18 protein-coding genes are annotated in these 20,289 nt (G+C 56.1%); 11 read left to right on the top strand and 7 right to left on the bottom strand.

Annotated features, from left to right (window positions below; translation table 11 throughout):
- Positions 1–52: 52 nt before the first annotated feature.
- Positions 53–490, top strand: a complete 438-nt coding sequence (gene uspA, locus ACJTMZ_RS17500) for a universal stress protein UspA (RefSeq protein WP_003861223.1) — start codon at positions 53–55, stop codon at positions 488–490.
- A 91-nt stretch (positions 491–581) separates the two neighbouring features.
- Here uspA and rsmJ read toward each other — a convergent pair whose 3' ends face one another.
- Both rsmJ and prlC read right to left on the bottom strand, forming a co-directional pair.
- Positions 582–1,334 carry a 16S rRNA (guanine(1516)-N(2))-methyltransferase RsmJ gene (gene rsmJ / locus ACJTMZ_RS17495; protein WP_032627969.1) on the bottom strand — a complete coding sequence of 251 codons (753 nt, stop codon included), beginning with the start codon at positions 1,332–1,334 and terminating at the stop codon, positions 582–584.
- 7 nt (positions 1,335–1,341) lie between these two features.
- The gene (prlC, locus tag ACJTMZ_RS17490) at positions 1,342–3,384 is read right to left on the bottom strand and encodes an oligopeptidase A (RefSeq protein ID WP_017693817.1); all 2,043 of its coding nucleotides are present in this window, start codon (positions 3,382–3,384) and stop codon (positions 1,342–1,344) included.
- 208 nt (positions 3,385–3,592) lie between these two features.
- Between prlC and ACJTMZ_RS17485 the strand changes: the two genes are divergently transcribed.
- From ACJTMZ_RS17485 to ACJTMZ_RS17470, 4 genes are all read left to right on the top strand, one after another.
- Positions 3,593–4,435, top strand: a complete 843-nt coding sequence (locus ACJTMZ_RS17485; RefSeq protein ID WP_252011046.1) for a 23S rRNA (adenine(2030)-N(6))-methyltransferase RlmJ — start codon at positions 3,593–3,595, stop codon at positions 4,433–4,435.
- Positions 4,436–4,505: 70 nt separating this feature from the next.
- On the top strand, positions 4,506–5,858 hold the full coding sequence (gorA, locus tag ACJTMZ_RS17480; RefSeq protein ID WP_017384179.1) for a glutathione-disulfide reductase: 1,353 nt from the start codon (positions 4,506–4,508) through the stop codon (positions 5,856–5,858).
- Positions 5,859–6,029: 171 nt separating this feature from the next.
- Complete coding sequence (locus tag ACJTMZ_RS17475; protein ID WP_015571509.1) at positions 6,030–6,317, top strand: hypothetical protein; 288 nt, start codon at positions 6,030–6,032, stop codon at positions 6,315–6,317.
- A 241-nt stretch (positions 6,318–6,558) separates the two neighbouring features.
- On the top strand, positions 6,559–8,208 hold the full coding sequence (locus tag ACJTMZ_RS17470; RefSeq protein WP_015571511.1) for an alpha,alpha-trehalase: 1,650 nt from the start codon (positions 6,559–6,561) through the stop codon (positions 8,206–8,208).
- Positions 8,209–8,265: 57 nt separating this feature from the next.
- Here ACJTMZ_RS17470 and ACJTMZ_RS17465 read toward each other — a convergent pair whose 3' ends face one another.
- Positions 8,266–9,852: an STY4199 family HEPN domain-containing protein gene (locus tag ACJTMZ_RS17465; protein WP_045142219.1), complete on the bottom strand. Its 1,587-nt coding sequence runs from the start codon at positions 9,850–9,852 to the stop codon at positions 8,266–8,268.
- A 146-nt stretch (positions 9,853–9,998) separates the two neighbouring features.
- On the opposite strand from ACJTMZ_RS17465, the gene ACJTMZ_RS17460 reads away from it, so the two are divergent.
- Both ACJTMZ_RS17460 and ACJTMZ_RS17455 read left to right on the top strand, forming a co-directional pair.
- Positions 9,999–10,532: a GNAT family N-acetyltransferase gene (locus ACJTMZ_RS17460; RefSeq protein ID WP_017693814.1), complete on the top strand. Its 534-nt coding sequence runs from the start codon at positions 9,999–10,001 to the stop codon at positions 10,530–10,532.
- Positions 10,533–10,609: 77 nt separating this feature from the next.
- Positions 10,610–10,948 carry a lysozyme gene (locus ACJTMZ_RS17455; RefSeq protein ID WP_015571514.1) on the top strand — a complete coding sequence of 113 codons (339 nt, stop codon included), beginning with the start codon at positions 10,610–10,612 and terminating at the stop codon, positions 10,946–10,948.
- Here the strand turns inward: ACJTMZ_RS17455 and ACJTMZ_RS17450 are convergent.
- Both ACJTMZ_RS17450 and ACJTMZ_RS17445 read right to left on the bottom strand, forming a co-directional pair.
- Positions 10,927–11,529, bottom strand: a complete 603-nt coding sequence (locus tag ACJTMZ_RS17450; RefSeq protein WP_032655463.1) for a response regulator transcription factor — start codon at positions 11,527–11,529, stop codon at positions 10,927–10,929. The two genes, ACJTMZ_RS17455 and ACJTMZ_RS17450, sit on opposite strands and share 22 nt — an antisense overlap.
- Before the next feature lie 174 nt (positions 11,530–11,703).
- A complete protein-coding gene (locus ACJTMZ_RS17445; protein WP_032104619.1) occupies positions 11,704–12,462 on the bottom strand; it encodes an SDR family NAD(P)-dependent oxidoreductase in 759 nt (252 codons plus the stop codon).
- Between the two features lie 119 nt (positions 12,463–12,581).
- Here ACJTMZ_RS17445 and ACJTMZ_RS17440 point away from each other — a divergent pair, with 119 nt between their 5' ends.
- The 3 genes from ACJTMZ_RS17440 to ACJTMZ_RS17430 all read left to right on the top strand — a co-directional run bounded on the left by ACJTMZ_RS17440 (position 12,582) and on the right by ACJTMZ_RS17430 (position 16,140).
- Complete coding sequence (locus ACJTMZ_RS17440; protein ID WP_017384184.1) at positions 12,582–13,481, top strand: LysR family transcriptional regulator; 900 nt, start codon at positions 12,582–12,584, stop codon at positions 13,479–13,481.
- Positions 13,482–13,531: 50 nt separating this feature from the next.
- Positions 13,532–14,557 (top strand): inner membrane protein YhjD, encoded by a 1,026-nt coding sequence (gene yhjD, locus ACJTMZ_RS17435; protein WP_023295574.1) that lies wholly within the window; start codon positions 13,532–13,534, stop codon positions 14,555–14,557.
- A gap of 260 nt (positions 14,558–14,817) precedes the next feature.
- The gene (locus tag ACJTMZ_RS17430) at positions 14,818–16,140 is read left to right on the top strand and encodes an MFS transporter (RefSeq protein ID WP_015571519.1); all 1,323 of its coding nucleotides are present in this window, start codon (positions 14,818–14,820) and stop codon (positions 16,138–16,140) included.
- A 77-nt stretch (positions 16,141–16,217) separates the two neighbouring features.
- Here ACJTMZ_RS17430 and ACJTMZ_RS17425 read toward each other — a convergent pair whose 3' ends face one another.
- On the bottom strand, positions 16,218–18,260 hold the full coding sequence (locus tag ACJTMZ_RS17425) for an AsmA family protein (protein WP_252011048.1): 2,043 nt from the start codon (positions 18,258–18,260) through the stop codon (positions 16,218–16,220).
- Between the two features lie 65 nt (positions 18,261–18,325).
- Entirely contained in the window at positions 18,326–19,099 is a 774-nt protein-coding gene (gene pdeH, locus ACJTMZ_RS17420; RefSeq protein WP_015571521.1) for a cyclic-guanylate-specific phosphodiesterase, read from the bottom strand.
- Between the two features lie 230 nt (positions 19,100–19,329).
- Between pdeH and ACJTMZ_RS17415 the strand changes: the two genes are divergently transcribed.
- Complete coding sequence (locus tag ACJTMZ_RS17415) at positions 19,330–20,259, top strand: sugar kinase (protein ID WP_017384186.1); 930 nt, start codon at positions 19,330–19,332, stop codon at positions 20,257–20,259.
- Positions 20,260–20,289: the final 30 nt, after the last annotated feature.

Below are 20,289 nucleotides of genomic sequence, written 5' to 3'. Positions count from 1 at the left end.
AGACGACGGCTTTCCCATTTAGTCATCGATAACTTAAGGAAGGAGTAACACTATGGCTTACAAACACATTCTCATCGCGGTAGACCTCTCCCCGGAGAGTAAAGTGCTGGTTGATAAAGCAGTATCCATGGCACGTCCCTACAACGCGAAAGTTTCGCTGATTCACGTTGATGTGAATTACTCCGACCTCTACACCGGTCTGATCGACGTGAATCTCGGCGATATGCAGAAACGCATCTCCGAAGAGACTCACCACGCGCTGAGTGAGCTTTCTACCAACGCGGGCTATCCAATCACTGAAACCTTAAGCGGTAGCGGCGATCTGGGCCAGGTGCTGGTTGATGCGATTAAGAAATACGATATGGACCTGGTGGTATGCGGTCATCACCAGGACTTCTGGAGCAAGCTGATGTCTTCCGCGCGCCAGCTGATTAACACCGTACACGTGGATATGCTGATTGTTCCACTGCGTGACGAAGAAGACGAGTAAGTGCAAAAAAGCCCGGTGGCGCTAACGCTTACCGGGCCTACAAGCGGCACTGAATGTAGGCCGGGTAAGGCGAAGCCGCCACCCGGCTTTTTTATTCTGGCGTTCCCGAATAAATATCAAATCGGTGTCCTTTGGTGGTCACCGCGTTAGTGGTCGCAACGTCCGCCAGCGGCGGCGCATAGTCCGGCCGCTTCACCACCACCCGCTTCGTCGCCAGCTGACGAGCCGGCTCCAGCAGGCCATCGGCATCTAAATCTGGCCCCACCAGAGACTGAAACACCCGCATCTCTTTCTTAACCAGCGCGCTTTTCTGCTTATGCGGGAACATGGGGTCGAGATAGACCACCTGCGGGCGCGGGGTGATATCGGTCAGCGCCGTCAGGCTGGAGGCATGAATAAGTTGCAAACGTTCCTGTAACCACGAGCCGATTTCCGGGTCCGCGTAGCCCCGCGTCAGCCCGTCGTCGAGCAGCGCGGCGACAACCGGATTACGCTCCAGCATCCGCACCCGACAGCCGACAGACGCCAGCACAAAGGCATCGCGCCCCAGCCCCGCCGTGGCATCCACCACGTCCGGCAGATAGCTGCCTTTAATGCCGACCGCTTTGGCCACCGCTTCACCGCGACCGCCGCCAAACTTACGCCGGTGCGCCATCGCGCCGCCGACAAAATCGACAAAAATCCCGCCAAGCTTTGGCTCATCGCGCTTACGCAGCTCCAGATGTTCCGGCGTCATCACCAGCGCCATCAGGTTGTCTTCATCATGTTCCAGCCCCCAGCGGGCCGCCAGAACAGATAAGGCGCCGTCCCCGGCGCCTGTTTCATCTACTAAGCAGATCTTCACGTAGCAATCAGCCTTTGATTCCGTAATGCTCCAGCATCGCATCCAGCTGCGGCTCGCGGCCACGGAAGCGTTTGAACAGCTCCATAGGCTCTTCTGAACCGCCGCGCGTCAGGATGTTATCAAGGAACGACTGACCGGTTTCGCGGTTGAAAATCCCCTCTTCTTCGAAGCGCGAGAAGGCATCTGCCGCCAGCACGTCGGCCCACAGGTAGCTGTAGTAGCCTGCGGCGTACCCGCCTGCGAAGATATGGCTGAACGCGTGCGGGAAGCGTCCCCAGGTCGGGCCTGGAATAACCGCGACCTGCTTTTTAATCTCAGCCAGGGTTTCGAGGATTTTCGCCCCCTGCTCCGGGCTGAACTCGGCGTGCAGGCGGAAGTCGAACAGGCCGAACTCCAGCTGACGCAGGATGAACATCGCCGCCTGGTAGTTTTTCGCCGCCAGCATTTTATCCAGCAGTTCTTTCGGCAGCGGTTCGCCCGTTTCGTAATGGCCGGAGATAAATGCCAGCGCGTCCGGCTCCCAGCACCAGTTTTCCATAAACTGGCTTGGCAGCTCGACCGCATCCCATGGCACACCGCTGATACCGGCGACGCCAGCGGTTTCGATGCGGGTCAGCATGTGGTGCAGGCCGTGACCGAACTCGTGGAACAGGGTGATCACTTCATCGTGGGTAAACAGCGCAGGTTTGCCGCTCACCGGGCGGTTGAAGTTACAGGTCAGGTAGGCGACCGGTTTTTGCAGGGAACCATCCGCTTTACGCATCTGGCCCACGCAGTCGTCCATCCACGCCCCGCCACGTTTGTTTTCACGCGCGTAAAGATCCAGATAGAAGCTGCCGCGCAGCTCGTTTTTCTCGTCATACAGCTCGAAGAAGCGCACGTCCGGATGCCAGACGTCGATGTCGGTACGCTCTTTCGCGGTAATGCCGTAGATGCGTTTCACCACCTCGAACAGGCCGTTAACGGCTTTGTTTTCCGGGAAGTACGGACGCAGCTGTTCGTCGCTGATGCTGTAGAGATGCTGTTTCTGTTTTTCGCTGTAGTACGCGATATCCCACGGCTGAAGCTCGTCCACGCCGAACTCCGCTTTCGCAAAGGCGCGCAGCTGAGCCAGTTCTTTTTCACCCTGAGGACGGGCGCGTTTCGCCAGATCGGTCAGGAAGTCGAGCACCTGCTGTGGGTTCTCGGCCATTTTGGTGGCAAGGGATTTATCGGCATAGCTGTCGAAGCCCAGCAGCTGTGCCAGCTCGTGGCGCAGGGCGAGGATCTCCGCCATCACCGGGCTGTTATCCCACTTACCGGCATTCGGCCCCTGATCGGAGGCGCGGGTGCTGTAGGCGCGGTACATCTCTTCGCGCAGGGCCTGGTTGTCGCAGTAGGTCATCACCGGCAGATAGCTTGGGATATCCAGCGTTAACAGGAAGCCTTCCTGCTCTTTCGCTTCGGCCTGGGCTTTTGCCGCCGCCAGCGCGCTTTCCGGCATACCCGCCAGTTCAGATTCATCGGTAATCAGCTTCGTCCAGCCCATGGTGGCGTCGAGGACGTTGTTGCTGTACTGGTTGCCCAGCTCGGACAGGCGCGCGGCGATTTCGCCGTAGCGAACCTGTTTTTCTTTTGGCAGGCCAATCCCGGACAGTTCGAAATCACGCAGGGCGTTATCGACCGATTTTTTCTGCGCCGTGTTCAGTTCGGCATAGTGGTCGCCGTCGCGCAGGTCGCGGTAGGCTTTGTAGAGCCCCTCATGCTGACCGACCCAGGTGCTGTACTCAGAGAGCAGCGGCAGGGTCTGTTCGTAGGCCTCACGCAGCTCCGGGCTGTTTTTCACCGAGTTCAGGTGACTCACCGGGGAGAAGATACGCCCCAGCACGTCGTCCACTTCGGCCAGCGGCTGACACAGATTTTCCCAGGTGTACGGCACGCCCTGCGCGACCACGTTTTCTACCGCCGCACGGCAGTTGTTCAGCGACTGGGTAACGGCCGGAACCACATGCTCAGGGAGGATTTTAGAAAACGGTGGCAACGAAAAAGGCGTCAGTAATGGATTGGTCATAAACGCTGTCCTGTTGAAATAGATGAATGAAGCGCGCATCCGGCGCTGTGCATATTGTTTTCAGTAATGGGGTTAAGTGTAGAGGATTTCAATGCCGAAGGTTGTCGAAAAACGCCCGGTGGCGCTGCGCTTACCGGGCCTGCGGGTAATCTGTGCCGTTCTGCTGTAAACTGTGGCAAATCGTCAATTCAGCGGAATATCATTACCCATGCTCAGTTATCGCCACAGCTTCCACGCAGGCAACCACGCCGACGTCCTCAAACATACCGTTCAGAGCCTGATCATCGAATCGCTTAAAGAAAAGGATAAACCGTTCCTTTATATGGACACCCACGCGGGCGCGGGCCGTTATCAGCTGAGCGGCGAGCATGCCGAGCGTACTGGTGAATATCTGGAAGGGATTGCGCGTATCTGGCAGCAGGACGATCTGCCTGCCGAGCTGGAGCCGTACATTGGCGTGGTGAATCACTTCAACCGCAACGGCCAGCTGCGTTACTACCCGGGTTCACCACTGATTGCCCGCCAGCTGCTGCGCGAGCAGGACAGCCTTCAGCTGACAGAGCTGCACCCGAGCGACTTCCCGCTGCTGCGTTCTGAGTTTCAGAAAGATAACCGCGCCCGCGTGGACAAAGCCGATGGCTACCAGCAGCTGAAAGCCAAACTGCCGCCGGTTTCCCGTCGCGGCCTGGTGCTGATCGACCCGCCGTACGAAATCAAAACCGACTATCAGGCGGTGGTGACCGGCATTAACGAAGGTTACAAACGCTTTGCGACCGGCACCTATGCCCTGTGGTATCCGGTAGTGCTGCGCGCGCAAATTAAACGCATGATCAAAGACCTCGAAGCGACCGGCATTCGTAAAATCCTGCAAATTGAGCTGGCGGTGCGCCCTGACAGCGACCAGCGCGGCATGACCGCGTCCGGCATGATCGTCATTAACCCGCCGTGGAAGCTCGAAGCACAGATGAACAACGTGCTGCCGTGGCTGCACAAAACGCTGGTGCCAGCCGGTACGGGTCACGCCACCGTGAGCTGGATCGTGCCGGAGTAATCGCAGCCATCGGTGGAAACTATTGATTTCAGGTATACAATCGCGGCAATTCACGATTAAGGACAACGCTATGACTAAGCATTATGACTACATCGCAATCGGCGGCGGCAGCGGCGGCATCGCCTCCATCAACCGTGCAGCCATGTACGGCCAGAAGTGTGCGCTGATTGAAGCCAAAGAACTCGGCGGCACCTGCGTGAACGTGGGTTGTGTACCGAAGAAAGTGATGTGGCATGCCGCGCAAATCCGTGAAGCTATCCATATGTATGGCCCGGACTACGGCTTTGACACCACCATCAACCACTTCGACTGGGATAAACTGATCGCCAGCCGTACCGCCTACATCGACCGTATTCACACCTCGTACGATAACGTACTGGGCAAGAATAACGTCGACGTGATCCGCGGCTTCGCCCGTTTCGTGGATGCGAAGACGATCGAAGTGAACGGCGAGACGATCACCGCCGATCACATCCTGATCGCCACCGGCGGCCGTCCGAGCCACCCGAACATTCCGGGCGCGGAATACGGTATCGACTCCGACGGTTTCTTCGAGCTGCCTGCTCTGCCAGAACGCGTGGCCATTGTGGGCGCAGGTTACATCGCGGTTGAGCTGGCCGGCGTGATTAACGGCCTGGGAGCGGAAGCGCACCTGTTCGTGCGTAAACACGCGCCGCTGCGCAGCTTTGACCCGCTGATCGTCGACACGCTGGTCGAGGTGATGAACGCCGAAGGCCCAACCCTGCACACCAACGCCGTGCCAAAAGCGGTGGTGAAAAATGCGGACGGTAGCCTGACTCTGGAGCTGGAAGATGGCCGCAGCCAGACCGTTGATTGCCTGATCTGGGCGATTGGTCGTGAACCGGCCACCGACAACTTCAACCTGGCCGCAACCGGGGTGAAAACCAATGAAAAAGGCTACATTGTCGTTGATAAGTTCCAGAACACCAGCGTACCGGGCATTTATGCCGTCGGTGATAACACCGGCGCCGTAGAGCTGACGCCGGTTGCCGTGGCGGCGGGACGTCGTCTTTCCGAGCGTCTGTTTAATAACAAGCCGGACGAACATCTGGACTACAGCAACATCCCGACCGTGGTCTTCAGCCACCCGCCAATCGGTACCGTCGGCTTAACCGAGCCGCAGGCGCGTGAGCAGTACGGCGATGACCAGGTGAAAGTGTATAAATCGGCGTTTACCGCGATGTATACCGCGGTCACCTCGCACCGTCAGCCATGCCGCATGAAGCTGGTGTGCGTGGGCCCGGAGGAGAAGATCGTCGGCATCCACGGCATTGGTTTCGGCATGGACGAGATCCTGCAAGGCTTCGCGGTGGCGCTGAAGATGGGCGCAACGAAGAAAGACTTCGATAACACCGTGGCGATCCACCCGACTGCGGCGGAAGAGTTTGTGACCATGCGCTGATCCGTCTGATCCGCAACAAAACCGGCCAGCTGGCCGGTTTTTTTATGCCCAGGGCAGGTAAACCCAACGGCTGTACAAACGGTAACAAAATAACCCGCCACCCGGGGTGGAATTAACTAATCTTAGAAAGCGCTACGCGTTCGCCTGTTACTACGGAAAAAGATTAGAGATATGAAAATGCACGTAAAGATCACCGCAAAACTGATGGCCAAAATGCACCTTGTTCTCGCGCTGGTATGGGCGATACTGACTATTCCTACCCTGCTGTGGTGGAAAAACAGCATTCTGTGGGTGTCGTTAATGAGCATTTACGCCATCGTGATTTCCCATCTGGCTGCGTACAGCGCCGCCCATGCGGAAAAAGCGGCCAGCAAAGCGATGGATAAAAGCGAAGGCGCCAGCCAGAAAGCCAATCAAACCGCCAACAGCCTTCAGGGCGATGCGCGTCAGGCACATTAATCTGTGCGTATATGCAGAATACCGAATGCTCTGAATTTTACTCCTGCTCTGTTTCCAAAGATTCTGATTTAATAATTTCATAATCAAAGGGATATCTGATTTTCAGCGTGTTTAAATCCAATTTGAAAGCGTGATCTACCGCACACTTCGCACCGCATTAACCGAAGCGAATGTCTACGCTTAAAAGATAGCCGGGAAAAACCCGTATTGGTTACGACAAAAACCGGAGGTCCTGAACACCATGTTCAACCAGAAACTACAGACTGCCGAGGATATCGAGTTCGAGATTGCAGAAGAGCTGCGCTACGAAACCGATCCCTGTGAGTTAAAACTGGATGAGATGATCGAGGCAGAGCCGGAACCGGAAATGATTGAAGGGCTGCCGGCGTCCGATGCCCTTACGCCCGCAGACCGCTACCTTGAACTGTTTGAACACGTCCAGTCGTCGCGGCTGTTTGCGGACAGCAAAACCTTTCCCGACTGCGCGCCGAAGATGGATCCGCTGGATATTTTGATCCGCTATCGCAAGGTGCGTCGTCACCGTGATTTTGACTTGGCGCGCTTTGTGGAGAATCACTTCTGGCTGCCGGAGGACTACAGCAAAGAGTACGTCTCTGACCCCGGCCTGTCCCTGAAAGAACATATTGATAATCTGTGGCCGGTGCTGACGCGCGAGCCGCAGGATCACATCCCGTGGTCGTCGCTGCTGGCGCTGCCGCAGGCCTATATTGTGCCCGGCGGGCGATTCAGTGAGACCTACTACTGGGACTCTTACTTCTCCATGCTGGGGCTTGCTGAAAGCGGTCGTAACGATCTGCTGAAATGTATGGCCGATAACTTCGCCTGGCTGATTGAGCGCTACGGCCATATCCCGAACGGCAACCGTACCTACTATCTCAGCCGCTCCCAGCCGCCCGTTTTTGCCCTGATGGTGGAGCTGTTTGAAGAGGACGGCGTGCGAGGGGCGAAGCGCTATCTTGAGCATCTTAAGATGGAGTACGCCTTCTGGATGGACGGGGCGGAATCGCTGCTGCTCAATCAGGCCTATCGCAGTGCGGTACGCATGCCGGATGGCTCATTGCTCAACCGCTACTGGGACGATCGCGACACGCCGCGAGATGAATCGTGGATTGAGGACGTGGAAACCGCCCGTCATTCCGGTCGTCCGCCGAACGAGGTGTATCGCGACCTGCGCGCCGGGGCAGCCTCAGGATGGGATTACTCATCCCGCTGGCTGCGCGATCCTGCGCGGCTGGCCAGCATCCGCACGACTCAATTTATCCCCATCGATTTGAACGCATTCCTGTTCAAACTGGAGAGCGCTATCGCCAATATCTCCGCGTCGAAAGGGGATAAAGAGACGGCTGATCTGTTCCGCCAGAAAGCCAGCGACCGGCGCGCGGCGGTGAACCGCTATCTGTGGGACGAAGAGAACGGCTGTTATCGTGATTACGACTGGCGGCGTGAAGCCCTGGCGCTGTTCTCTGCGGCCAGCATTGTGCCGCTGTATGTGGGCATGGCGACGCATGAGCAGGCTGAACGGCTGTCCGATGCCGTTAAAGCCCGTCTGCTCACGCCGGGCGGTATTCTCGCCACCGAATATGAAACCGGGGAGCAGTGGGATAAGCCGAACGGCTGGGCGCCGCTCCAGTGGATGGCGATCCAGGGGTTCAAGCAGTACGGCAACGACTCGCTGGGAGATGAGATCGCCTGGAGCTGGCTGCACACGGTGAACCATTACTACAAAACCCATCATAAGCTGATTGAGAAGTACCACATCGCCAGCAGCACGCCACGCGAAGGTGGCGGGGGTGAGTATCCGTTGCAGGATGGCTTCGGCTGGACGAATGGCGTGGTGCGGCGGTTGATTGGGCTGTATGGGGAGCCCTGAGCCTCACCCCTCACCCTGCCCCTCTCCCCTGAGGGGCAGGGTGAGGGGGAAAAATAATCAGCGGATCACCTCATAAATGGCAGTCTGGATGGACTGCCATTTTTTTGTGCTGGCATCGGGCTGCGTCTTCGCGCGGCGCGTTGCCATATCGGCGTCGTGCTGCTGGCGTTTCACCACCGCGGGAACGGTACAGAATGCTTCCAGGTACTGCTTACGCATAGGCGTCAGCGATTCGCCGTTCGCCATCGCATGGCTAAGCGTATTAATAAAGCGTCGGCAGGGCTTTTGCTCTGTCATTTGCAGGCGGTAGCGCAACATTACTTCCAGTACATCGTCGTAGCCTGCCGACAACGCCTCCTCCGTCCATGACATTTTCCAGTCCATCCCGCCCTGCAAAAACAGGAGCGCCACGCGGGTGTCATTGCGATTGATGGCCGAGCGGAAATTATTCTCATCCCAGGTAACACCCATGCGGGTTAACGTCTCGCGTGAGGAAGGCGTTTCGCGCATCTCCTGCACCTGCGCGGGAGATACCGTACTGGCCACAGCCGGCTGCGGTTTACTGCTGGTCACCAGCCAGAATCCCCCCACGACAATCGCGATAACCATCACGCCAACCGCTCCCCACAGCACGCCGGAAATCAGCTGTTCGCGCTGCTCTGGCGTACGCGCGGCGCGCTGAGTCGGTTTTTCTATGCTGTCGCGCACTTCAAAAAGATCGCCGCCTGTGGTGCGGTCTATTTTTTGCGCCTTTTCCCAGAACGCGTGCAGCTCGCTTTCGTCCACCGCCATCAGCGCCGCCGGGTTAACGCGTGTCCGCCCTTCCTCAAACGCGCGCTGAACGGAGCGGGTGATCTGCGTGTAATAGCAGTCGAGCAGCTGGATTTGCGCCCTGCTTAACGGCTGCTGCACGGTGATGCTGTTGCGGATTTGTCGAATATCTTCGAGGAAGGTTTGCAGGGTTTTGCGGGGCTCTACCAGCAGCGTCAGCATGTCCGGAGCGTTAAACAGCGGCGCGTAGTAGCGGCTAAATTCTTTTTTATCCACCAGCAGCTGGGCCAGCTCGCTGAACAACATGCCGCTCAGAACATCATTAATCTCACCGTTTTTCAGCCAGCGACGCACGCGTTCAGCGTTAAACAAGGTCTTAAGATGATTATTCAGCCGCACCGGATCGGGCCACGCCTGCTGTATCAGTCCTTTAATCATCAGCTCAATGGCACGCACCTGTTTCTGCGCCTGAAGCTGGCTCTCCTTCTCTGGCACCCTCCCGGTTTCGTAGGTCAGGAGGGGCTGTTGCAGACGCAGATATTCAAGGGAGGTGACGAAGCGCATCGCCGCAATCAGCTGATTTTCGCTGACATCCTGCCCGCTTTCATACTGGGGAACACGCTGCTGAAGCAAGCGTAATTGCAGCGTAAAGGCCGTCATTTCCGCATCATTCAGATTCAGCTTCCTGGCTACGGCGCCCCACCCGCCCAGCCCCAGGCGGGCGCTATCCAGTTGCTCCAGAAACCAGCGTGGATCTTTTCCTTCAGAAACATGTACATTCAACAGAAGTAAAATTTCAACAGACGCCTGACGGATCGCTGCCAGACAGTGTTCAAACTGTTCGCGGGTATGATGCGATGAGCTAATCATCATTGTTTTCCTTGAGAGACAATGAGTACCGCTAAAGCGGCATTAAAAGTCGTTTTTCTTTTTATTTATATGAGGTTAAACATACCTGACTTTCTGTTGAAATAAAGTGACAACCTTATAATCATTTGCAATGCCTCCGGAGGATCGTCATGCCCGCCTTAACCACCGCGCGTCTCACCTGCTCGCCGCTGCAAGAGCAAGACTGGCCCTTTTTTCTGTCGCTACAGCAAAATCCTGAGGTGATGCGTTTTGTCGCCCCTGCGCGTAGCGAGGCGGACATTCGGGAAGCCTTTGAGTCTCGTCTGTTGCCGTGGACGCCGGGCAGCTCGCACTGGCTCTGCCTTGTGGTGCGTGAGACGGCCAGCCAGACGCCGCTGGGCGTAACCGGCTATGTGCACCGGGAAGCAGATTGTGCTGAAGTCGGTTTTCTCTTTGCGCCCTCTGCGCAGGGGAAAGGTTACGGCTTTGAATCTCTGCGGGCTGTGTGTGATTTCGCGCTGACTCAGGGTAATATCCGTCGGCTCACCGCCACCGTGACGGCGGGAAATATCGCCTCAAGGCGACTGCTGGAAAAAACAGGTTTTCAACTGGAAGGTGAGTTGCGTGAGAGTTATTTCCTTTCAGGGCAATGGCATAACGACTGGCTATTCGGTTTACTGAAAAAGGAATTCCCGTTCAGTTAAACCTGATCAACAGCCATTTGGCGGATATTTCCCCGGCGGCGTTTCCTCTATAGTCGCGCCACTAAGAGGAAACGCTTATGACGGGTTATGCAATGCAGATATCTTCTGCTGCAATCGCATTAATTAAAAAACAACAGGGTCTTTCCCTGGAGAAATACCGTGACGAAAAGGGTATATGGGTTATTGGTTATGGTCACGTGATTCGCCAGTGGGAAAAATTTAACAGTCTCATCACGCCGATTGAGGCGGAGAATTTGCTTTTTAATGATATTCAATTATGTGAGGCGCTGCTGCGGGAAATGAACAAACGCCCATTAACCCAACAGCAGCATGACGCCCTGATATTAACCCTCTTCAGTTTTGGGGAAGAGTCCCCTCTGCCTGAGAAGATCCTTCAGGCCGTCGCCCGGGTGTAGTACATCGCGGCCTGCGTCCGGTTTTTGACATCAAGACGCCGGAAAAGCGTCTCAAGATGGGCTTTTACCGTTGCCGCACTGATATTGAGATTACGACCAATCTCTTTATTGGACTCTCCGGCCGCCAGTAACTTCAATACCTCACGCTGGCGCTCGCTTAACACTGCCAGTTCATCCTGAGAGGAGTGCTGCTTCAGCCACTCGCCGGGAAAACAGACCATTCCACGCGATACGGAATCCAGCACTGCGGAAAAGCGTTCGGGATTCGCATTGCGGGGAACTATCGCCACCACGTTGCGCTGAAACATTTGCTCAACCCAACGTCGCTCTTTTTTCGTTAACACCAACACCACGCGCGACGCTGGAAAACGATCCATAATCTCTTCCAGTAAAGCCACACCATTATCACGAATTAAATACCCATCTATCATGATGATAGCGGAGGGTGACGCGGATAATTGCGCCCATAATTCATCAGTCTGACGAGCCCCTGTCATCTCTATTTTCGGAATTAACTTCTGCAAACTGTACATCGCTCCATGAATAAATAATGACTGCCTGTCAAACATGATTACTCGCATCGTTTTACTCCTCTGAGAATAGCGAAGGGGGATTCTACAGAGGCATTTTTTAAGAAAAAACTCAATGAATGGAGAGGTTACAAATCACCCAGCTCTCTTTATATCTTCCAGCATTTAGACATACCTGTTTTAAGGATTTCCTTAAGAGGGTTCCCTCCCCCTTAAGACTGAACATTACAGGAACATACCGCCTGAAACTTCAATACGTTGCGCATTCATCCAGCCCAGTTTGTCACTGAGCAACGCCGCAATGGCGTCACCAATATCATCGGGCAGGCCCACGCGTCCCAGCGCTGTCTGCGAGGCCAGCAGCTGGTTAAGCTCCGCATTATCCCGCACGCGTCCGCCCCCAAAGTCGGTTTCAATCGCGCCGGGCGCGATGATATTGACGGAAATTCCGCGCGCACCAAGCTCTTTTGCCTGATAGCGGGTCAGCACTTCCATCGCCCCTTTCATTGCCGCGTAGGTGCCTGAACCGGGCTGAGTAAAACGGGCCAGTCCGCTGGAGACGTTCAGGATCCGCCCTCCGTCTTTTATGAGCGGCAGCAGCTGTTGCGTGAGGAAAAACGGCCCTTTGAAGTGAATGTTCAGCGCATCATCAAACTGCGCCTCGGTCGTCTCGGTATAGGGTGCGTATAACCCTGTACCTGCGTTGTTCACTAAATAGTCAAAGGTGTCACGTTGCCAGACGTGTTTGAGGGTATCCTTCACCTGCTGAGCAAAGCGCGAAAAGCTTACCGTATCGCCGACGTTAAGCTGCAATGCTGCCGCTTTTCCACCTGTTCCCTCGATTTCGCGCACAACTTCCTGCGCCTCCTGCTGGCTGTTGTTCCAGGTCAGGATGATGCCTGTCCCTTCCGCGGCCAGCTTCAAAACGGCATTTTTCCCCAGGCCGCGGCTACCGCCCGTCACTAAAGCAATACGTTCACTCATAATTCACCTCGTTTCGGCTGTGATGAAGATTGAGAAAGAGCTTATTAGATGGTAGAAAATCAATAAATAGTGCCGTCAGCGCTTCACTGTTTCATTCATAACAACAATGACCAACATCTATGGATAAAATACACGCAATGCAGCTATTCCTTCGGGTCGCGGAACTGGAAAGTTTTTCCCGCGCGGCGGAGACGTTAAGCCTGCCGAAGGGGAGCGTATCGCGACAGATCCAGGCACTGGAAAACGCACTCGGCACGCAGCTGCTGCACCGTACTACCCGCCGCGTCAGCCTGACGCAGGACGGCATGGTTTATTACGAGCGCGCTAAAGATCTGCTGATGAATCTGGACGAACTGGACGGCATGTTCCTGCACGACCCTTCAACCATCAGCGGTCGGCTACGTGTGGATATGCCCGTTGCCATTGCGCGAAATGTAGTCATTCCGAAACTGCCTGCATTTTTACAACAGTTTCCCGGCATTGAGCTGGAGCTGAGTAGCAGCGATCGTCTGGTCGATGTCATCCGCGAAGGATTTGACTGTGTGGTTCGCGTGGGAAACTTAAAGGACTCCGGGCTTATCGCCCGCCCGCTTGGGAAACTCTCGGTGATTAACTGCGCCAGCCCGGATTATCTGACGCGATTCGGCTACCCTGAGACGCTGGACGATTTGGCTTCGCATGCCCTCATCCACTACTCCGCCACGCTGGGCACGCGTCCGCAGGGTTTTGAGTATTACAACGGCAGCGCGACCCAGTGGGTAAAAACGGGAGGCGTATTGACGGTTAACAGCACTGAAACCTACCAGGCCGCCTGTATCGCCGGGCTTGGCATTATTCAGGTTCCGCGCGTCGGGGTACGTGATGCCCTGCGCACGAAAAAACTCGTTGAGATCCTGCCGCAATACCGGGCTGAACCGATGCCCGTCTCCCTCATTTATCCCCACCGCCGTAACCTCTCCCGCCGGGTGCATGTGTTTATGGAGTGGCTTACCGAACTCACAAAAGGTTACGTCGACTAGTCACAAGCTATAATTCAGTAACATCCAGCTCAACGAAAAGGAAAATGCGCGTGACGCCGGAAAATAACCCGCAACGACCGACTCAACATTTAGATTATGAACCCATCAAAAAGATGGATAACGAACCTGAAGCGCCGAAAGAGCCTGGAACGGCCAGCAAAGCGCTGGGCACCGTGACCGGCATAGCCGAAAAAATTCAGCAGATACCCGCGATTGCTCACCTTATACGCGCCGCTGAGCGCTTTAACGACCGCATGGGAAATCAGTTTGGCGCGGCGATTACCTATTTCTCGTTCCTGTCGATGATCCCCATCCTGATGGTGTCATTTGCCGCCGCCGGTTTTGTGCTGGCGTCTCACCCGACGCTGTTGCAGGACATCTTCAATAAGATCCTGACCAACGTCAGCGACCAGACGCTCGCCGCAACGCTCAAAAGCACCATCAACACCGCCGTGCAGCAGCGTACCACCGTGGGTATCGTCGGGTTGCTGATTGCGCTCTATTCCGGGGTGAACTGGATGGGCAACCTGCGTGAGGCTATTCGCGCCCAGTCGCGTGACGTCTGGGAGCGTAGACCGCAGGATCAGGAGAAGATATGGGTGAAGTATCTGCGCGACTTTATTTCGCTGATTGGGCTGCTGGTGGCGCTGGTCATTACGCTCTCCATCACCTCGGTCGCCGGTTCCGCGCAGCAGATGATTATCTCCGCGCTGTACCTGGATTACATTGAATGGCTGAAACCTGCCTGGCGCGGCATTGGGCTGGCCATTTCTATCTTTGCTAACTACCTTCTGTTCTTCTGGATCTTCTGGCGTTTGCCCCGCCATCGTCCGCGCAAGAAGGCGCTGATGCGCGGGACATTGATTGCCGCCATTGGTTTTGAGGTGATCAAGATTGTGATGACCTATACGCTGCCGTCACTGGTGAAGTCTCCCTCCGGCGCGGCCTTTGGTTCGGTGCTGGGGCTGATGGCTTTCTTCTATTTCTTCGCTCGCCTGACGCTGTTCTGCGCCGCGTGGATCGCCACGGCAGAGTATAAAGATGACCCGCGCATGCCGGGTAAAACCCACCGCTGATATCATGTCGGGCTGATATTTCAGCCCGATTCGCCATTTCAGCATATAAATCCAGGCCGTAACTTTTATTTAACGCAAAACCAGTTTTAATGACTGATATTTAAAAAGTGTGAAGCATTTCATAGAAGTGTTTTCGCTGGTCTGAAAATTATCCGCTTTTTGTTGCTTTTATGACCACACCACGCCTTTGTTACAGATTGAAATGTCGCTTTTGCTATGCCTAATATGGCCCTTCGTTCGTCCAAAAATAAGAAAATATTATGCAAGCAACAGCCACCACACTTAACGAAGGGGCGGAACACGTTCCGGTCAACTCGCGCAATAAAGTCGTCGTCGCATCGCTGATTGGCACCGCCATTGAGTTCTTCGACTTTTATATTTACGCCACCGCTGCGGTCATTGTCTTTCCGCATATTTTCTTCCCTCAGGGCGACCCGACGGCAGCCACGCTACAGTCTTTAGCCACCTTTGCTATCGCCTTCGTTGCGCGTCCGATTGGTTCAGCTGTCTTTGGGCATTTTGGCGATCGCGTCGGCCGTAAAGTGACGCTGGTTGCCTCGCTGCTGACGATGGGGATCTCCACCGTCGCCATCGGCCTGCTGCCGACCTATGAAACTATTGGCATTCTGGCGCCTGTGCTGCTGGCGCTGGCGCGCTTTGGGCAGGGTCTGGGGCTGGGCGGGGAATGGGGCGGCGCGGCACTGCTGGCGACCGAAAACGCCCCGGCGCGCAAACGTGCCCTGTATGGCTCTTTCCCGCAGCTGGGCGCACCGATTGGGTTCTTCTTTGCTAACGGCACCTTCCTGCTCCTCTCCTGGCTGCTGACTGATGAACAGTTCATGAACTGGGGCTGGCGTATTCCATTCGTCTTCTCTGCCGTGCTGGTGCTGATTGGCCTGTACGTTCGCGTGTCGCTGCACGAGACGCCGGTCTTCGCTAAAGTCGCCGCGGCGAAAAAGCAGGTTAAAGTTCCGCTGGGGACGCTGCTGACCAAACACCTCCGCGTGACCGTGCTGGGCACGTTCATCATGCTGGCGACCTACACGCTGTTCTACATCATGACCGTTTACTCCATGACCTTCAGTACCGCCGCCGCGCCGGTCGGCCTGGGCCTGCCGCGTAACGAAGTGCTGTGGATGCTGATGATGGCGGTCATCGGATTTGGCGTGATGGTGCCCATCGCGGGCCTGCTGGCGGATAAATTTGGCCGTCGTTCAAGCATGATCGTCATCACCTCGCTGATTATTCTGTTCGCGCTGTTTGTCTTCCCGCCGCTGCTGGGTTCAGGTAGCCCTGCGCTGGTGATGGCGTATCTGCTGATTGGCCTGAGCCTGATGGGGCTGACTTTTGGCCCAATGGGCGCGCTGCTGCCGGAGCTGTTCCCGACTGAAGTGCGTTACACCGGCGCGTCGTTCTCCTATAACGTTTCGTCGATTCTGGGCGCCTCGGTGGCTCCGTATATCGCCACATGGCTTCAGGCGAACTATGGCCTGTTCTATGTGGGTGTCTATCTGGCGGCAATGGCAGCGCTGACGCTGATTGCGCTGCTGCTGACGCACGAGACGAAGCATCAGGCGCTGTAAGTGAATGCCGGGTGGCGGCTACGCCTTACCCGGCCTACAATTTAGCCCTCTCCCGCAAGGGAGAGGGAGAAACGGGACTACTTCTTCATCTGCGACAAAATCGTCCGACACTGATTCGCTTCGCCTTCCGACGGCGAAATCAACGCCAGCAGCGCCGCCGCAGGAGTGACCAGCGTAGCGAGCGCGGCGGCGACCGCACCACGCGCAATCAACGGCCCGGCCTTCACGCCCGCCTGCGGATCTTTGAAGGTCCCGCGAACGTACAGCGGCGAGCGCAGGGTGATGATACGAATACCTTTACTTTCCGGATCGATGGTTAAATCCAGCTGCTCGGACGCCATGCTGGCGGTACCGGTGACGTTGATAACCGCGTTTTCCGTGTCGAAAGCGAAGATCTGCGGACGCGCCACGCCGTTGACCAGATCCAGATTTGCCGCCGCGCAGTTAACGCGTACTTCGTCGTCACCGAAGATTTGCCCGATGATAAAGTTCCCGACGTTCAGCCCCAGGATCTCCATCAGGTTACGGCTCACCAGCCCGTCGTTCATCAGCAGCTTCAGGTTGCCGTTTCCGCTACCCAGCAGCGCCGCTACCGAGTTACCCGTGCCGCGAATATCCGCGTCGCCGTTCATCTCACCGAGGGTTTTCTGCATCAGCTCCACGTCCGGCATCAGCTCTTTCAGCTTCAGCCGACGCGCGTGGATCTCCGCCCTTCCCTGCATTGGCTTTTTATCCCCCTCCAGGTGGATATTCGATGAGATGGTTCCCCCGGCCATGCCAAACTTCAGCGGTTGCAGGCGCAGGTCGGCGTTTTTCAGGATGATATGGGTCGAGAGGTTGCTCAGCGGCAGCGTGCTGCCATGCTCAATTTTACGTCCTTTGAAGCGTACATCCGCATCCATCACGTCCCATTTGTCGGTTTCGAAGCGGTCATAGGGCAGCACTTTACCCGCAGGCTGAACGTCCTTTTTAACCTCTTTAGACTTCGTGCCTTTGCCCGAATCTACGCCAATCAGCGGACCAAGATCGGCCAGACGCAGCTGGCGGGATTCAACGTCCCCCTCCAGTTTCGGGCGCGGTTTACCGGTGGTGTAGGTCAGCGTGCCGTGGATATCGCTGTCGCCGATGCGCCCGTTAAAATTCCGGTAGTCAAAGACGGACGATTTTTCGGTGTTGATTTTGGCAACCAGGCGCCCGTCCGTTTCAAACGGCGGGGTATCCGGCAGCAGCACGCCGGTCAAATCGTACAGTTCACCCAGCGAATCCCCGGCAAACTTAAGCTGGAGGTCGACGCCGCCCATGTTCATCGGGTCGTTAACCGTGCCCACGAACGCCACGCGGGTGTTGCCCGAGCGGAAATCCGCCTGCACCGGGAACGGCGTGCCCTCACTCCTGAGCGCCAGCATGCCGCCGATTTTGCCTTTACCGGTCAGCGGCTGGCCGTTGTAGCGCCCTTTCGCCGTCAGGCCGAAGACGTAATCGCCCGCTTTGCTGTCATCGCCTTTGGCTTTACTGCCCGTCACTTCGCTAAACGGCAGCGGCTTGCCCAGCGGATCGACGAGGATCTCCACGTCAGCCTTACTCACCTTATCGTCAATGGCGATCCTCCCCCGATCGAACAGAATATTGTCGAGGCGGAAAGACCACGAAGAGGGCTGCGCATTCTGATCTTTATCGCCGCTGCTGGCGAGATCGAACGTCCAGTTGTTGTTTTTCTCTGACAGGCGAATCAGCCGCGCGTCGGGCTGCTGAAGTTTGATCCACGGCAGATACACCGTTTTGGTTAACAGGGCTAACGGCGCCAGCGTGGCTTCCACGCGCGGCAGGTGGATCATGGTCACTTCGGGGATGTCCGGCGGGTTGCCGAGAATGATGTCGTCGGCGTGAACGTGCGGCCATGGCACCCAGCTTCGCCAGCCGGTTTCCTCTTTCTGGCGCTCCCACACGACACCCAAATCGCCACGTATTGCGAAGGGGCGGTTTAGCTCGGTTGAGACTTTCTGGTTGATGGTCGGTTTGAGCCGGTTCCAGTCAAACGTGGCGATAATGATGATTAAGACCACGATCAGCAACAAGAAAATCCCTGCTGTCCAGGAAATCACCCTGGTTGTTTTTGTCATTGTTGTCCCCTTTCCTGATGAACTTGCCTCTAAAACTATAGTTCAGACAAAGGGAAGCGGGCAGATCAGAGGGTGGTTATCACCTTTTCCAGGGTATCCATGGGGACAGGACGAGAGAGGAAATAACCCTGTGCCGCCGCTGCCGGGGAATTTTGCACGTCGCGCCACTCCTCCAGCGTCTCTACGCCTTCCACAATGACGCCCTGGCAATAGCGGTTCATCAGTTGCAGGAGCATCGTAAACAGGTTCCGTCCCTCCGGCGTCTGGCGCAGCATGATAAACAGATCGCGGGCCACTTTGATGTAGTCATAACGCACTTCGCTCAGGGCGGAGAAGTTGGCCATACCGGTACCGAAATCATCCAGCCACAGCGGGCCAAACTCACACATCGAGGCAAACGAGGAGTCCTGTGGCAGCTGAACATGTTCCACCAGCTCGAAGCGCATCCACGGCAAGGTGGCAATCAGCGCCTGCAATGTCGCGTTCTGACGTAACGCCATCAGGGTTGGGCCATCCACGTTCACCGACGCCAGAATACCGTGCTGCTCGAAGAACGCCTGCTTCGTCGCCAGCATTCTTAACTGCTCTTCCAGCACGTCGATACGCTGACGCACGGCAACCTCCGCAAAATAGCGGTCCGGTGCAATACGCTGTGAAGGATTCGATGGATGAGTGACGACCGTTAACACCTCAATCGCCATTAACCGACCGTCGGTACGGTAGATGGGCTGATAGGTGTACGCTCGCTCACATTGCAGCCAGTAGCGATGCTCCTGCAAGTTCTCAATACTTGCCTCAGGCGTAGTGCTCAGCCGCTGGATAACCTGCTCTGACTTCATTTCGGATGTCCTGTTGTATGGGATAGCCTTTCTGGACTCGTCACTGAGTTATCGGCCCGCCAGGTGAGAACTTTATGTTCAATTCACCGGGAAAATGAAATTAAGATGACAGAAATATGCCGGAATACGCGCTGGCTCAAAAAAAATAATGGAACGTCGTTTTAATATAGTTGACCATAAAAAACACACAGCGCACACTACCCTTAATTACTTTGTTCAGGTTCACGACTATGTCTAAAAAAATTGCCGTGATTGGCGAATGCATGATTGAGCTGTCCCAGAAAGGCGCGGAAGTCAGCCGCGGTTTTGGTGGCGATACATTGAACACCTCCGTTTACATTGCCCGTCAGGTCGCCCCCGACGCGCTGAGCGTGAGCTACGTTACCGCGCTGGGAACGGACAGCTTCAGCCAGCAGATGCTGGAAGCCTGGCAGGGTGAAAACGTTGGGACCTCGCTGATCCAGCGAATGGAAAACCGCCTGCCGGGTTTGTACTACATCGAAACCGACAGCACCGGCGAGCGCACCTTCTATTACTGGCGTAATGAAGCGGCCGCCAAATTCTGGCTGGAAAGCGAGGCCGCCGCTGCCATTTGCGAAGAACTGGCGACCTTCGATTATCTCTACCTGAGCGGGATCAGCCTGGCGATCCTGAGCCAGGAGAGCCGTGAAAAGCTGCTGTCACTGCTGCGCGAATGCCGTGCCAATGGCGGTAAGGTGATTTTCGATAACAACTACCGTCCGCGTTTGTGGGCCAGCCGTGAAGAGACGCAGCAGGTCTACCAGCAGATGCTCGAATGCACCGATATCGCCTTCCTGACGCTGGATGATGAAGATGCTCTGTGGGGCGAAAAACCGGTTGATGAGGTCATTGCCCGGACGCAGGCTGCCGGGGTCAGCGAAGTGGTGATCAAGCGCGGGGCGGAGTCTTGCCTGGTGGCGGTTGCAGGTGAAGCCGTGACAGAGGTGCCGGCGGTGAAGCTGGCGAAAGAGAAGGTCATCGATACCACGGCGGCGGGAGATTCTTTCAGCGCGGGGTATCTGGCGGTACGTCTGACGGGGGGAACGCCGGAAGCGGCGGCGCAGCGCGGTCACTTGACGGCCAGCACGGTGATTCAGTATCGCGGAGCGATTATTCCGCGCGAGGCGATGCCTGCTTAAGGACTGTGCGGGCTGATGCCCGCACCCTAA

Origin of the sequence: Enterobacter sp. DN (genome assembly GCF_046054285.1) — a bacterium.
Taxonomy (GTDB): Bacteria; Pseudomonadota; Gammaproteobacteria; order Enterobacterales; family Enterobacteriaceae; genus Enterobacter; species Enterobacter hormaechei_C.
This window is presented reverse-complemented; position numbering and strand designations above follow the sequence as displayed.

Excerpts from the sequence above, each read along its gene's own strand:
- ACJTMZ_RS17475 (WP_015571509.1), top strand. The coding sequence starts at position 6,030 with ATGAAAATGCACGTAAAGATCACCGCAAAACTGATGGCCAAAATGCAC.
- ACJTMZ_RS17430 (WP_015571519.1), top strand. The coding sequence starts at position 14,818 with ATGCAAGCAACAGCCACCACACTTAACGAAGGGGCGGAACACGTTCCG.
- ACJTMZ_RS17485 (WP_252011046.1), top strand. The coding sequence starts at position 3,593 with ATGCTCAGTTATCGCCACAGCTTCCACGCAGGCAACCACGCCGACGTC.
- ACJTMZ_RS17450 (WP_032655463.1), bottom strand. The coding sequence starts at position 11,529 with ATGCGAGTAATCATGTTTGACAGGCAGTCATTATTTATTCATGGAGCG.
- ACJTMZ_RS17465 (WP_045142219.1), bottom strand. The coding sequence starts at position 9,852 with ATGATGATTAGCTCATCGCATCATACCCGCGAACAGTTTGAACACTGT.
- ACJTMZ_RS17425 (WP_252011048.1), bottom strand. The coding sequence starts at position 18,260 with ATGACAAAAACAACCAGGGTGATTTCCTGGACAGCAGGGATTTTCTTG.
- ACJTMZ_RS17445 (WP_032104619.1), bottom strand. The coding sequence starts at position 12,462 with ATGAGTGAACGTATTGCTTTAGTGACGGGCGGTAGCCGCGGCCTGGGG.
- ACJTMZ_RS17460 (WP_017693814.1), top strand. The coding sequence starts at position 9,999 with ATGCCCGCCTTAACCACCGCGCGTCTCACCTGCTCGCCGCTGCAAGAG.
- ACJTMZ_RS17470 (WP_015571511.1), top strand. The coding sequence starts at position 6,559 with ATGTTCAACCAGAAACTACAGACTGCCGAGGATATCGAGTTCGAGATT.
- gorA (WP_017384179.1), top strand. The coding sequence starts at position 4,506 with ATGACTAAGCATTATGACTACATCGCAATCGGCGGCGGCAGCGGCGGC.
- pdeH (WP_015571521.1), bottom strand. The coding sequence starts at position 19,099 with ATGAAGTCAGAGCAGGTTATCCAGCGGCTGAGCACTACGCCTGAGGCA.
- ACJTMZ_RS17455 (WP_015571514.1), top strand. The coding sequence starts at position 10,610 with ATGACGGGTTATGCAATGCAGATATCTTCTGCTGCAATCGCATTAATT.
- ACJTMZ_RS17415 (WP_017384186.1), top strand. The coding sequence starts at position 19,330 with ATGTCTAAAAAAATTGCCGTGATTGGCGAATGCATGATTGAGCTGTCC.
- prlC (WP_017693817.1), bottom strand. The coding sequence starts at position 3,384 with ATGACCAATCCATTACTGACGCCTTTTTCGTTGCCACCGTTTTCTAAA.
- uspA (WP_003861223.1), top strand. The coding sequence starts at position 53 with ATGGCTTACAAACACATTCTCATCGCGGTAGACCTCTCCCCGGAGAGT.
- ACJTMZ_RS17440 (WP_017384184.1), top strand. The coding sequence starts at position 12,582 with ATGGATAAAATACACGCAATGCAGCTATTCCTTCGGGTCGCGGAACTG.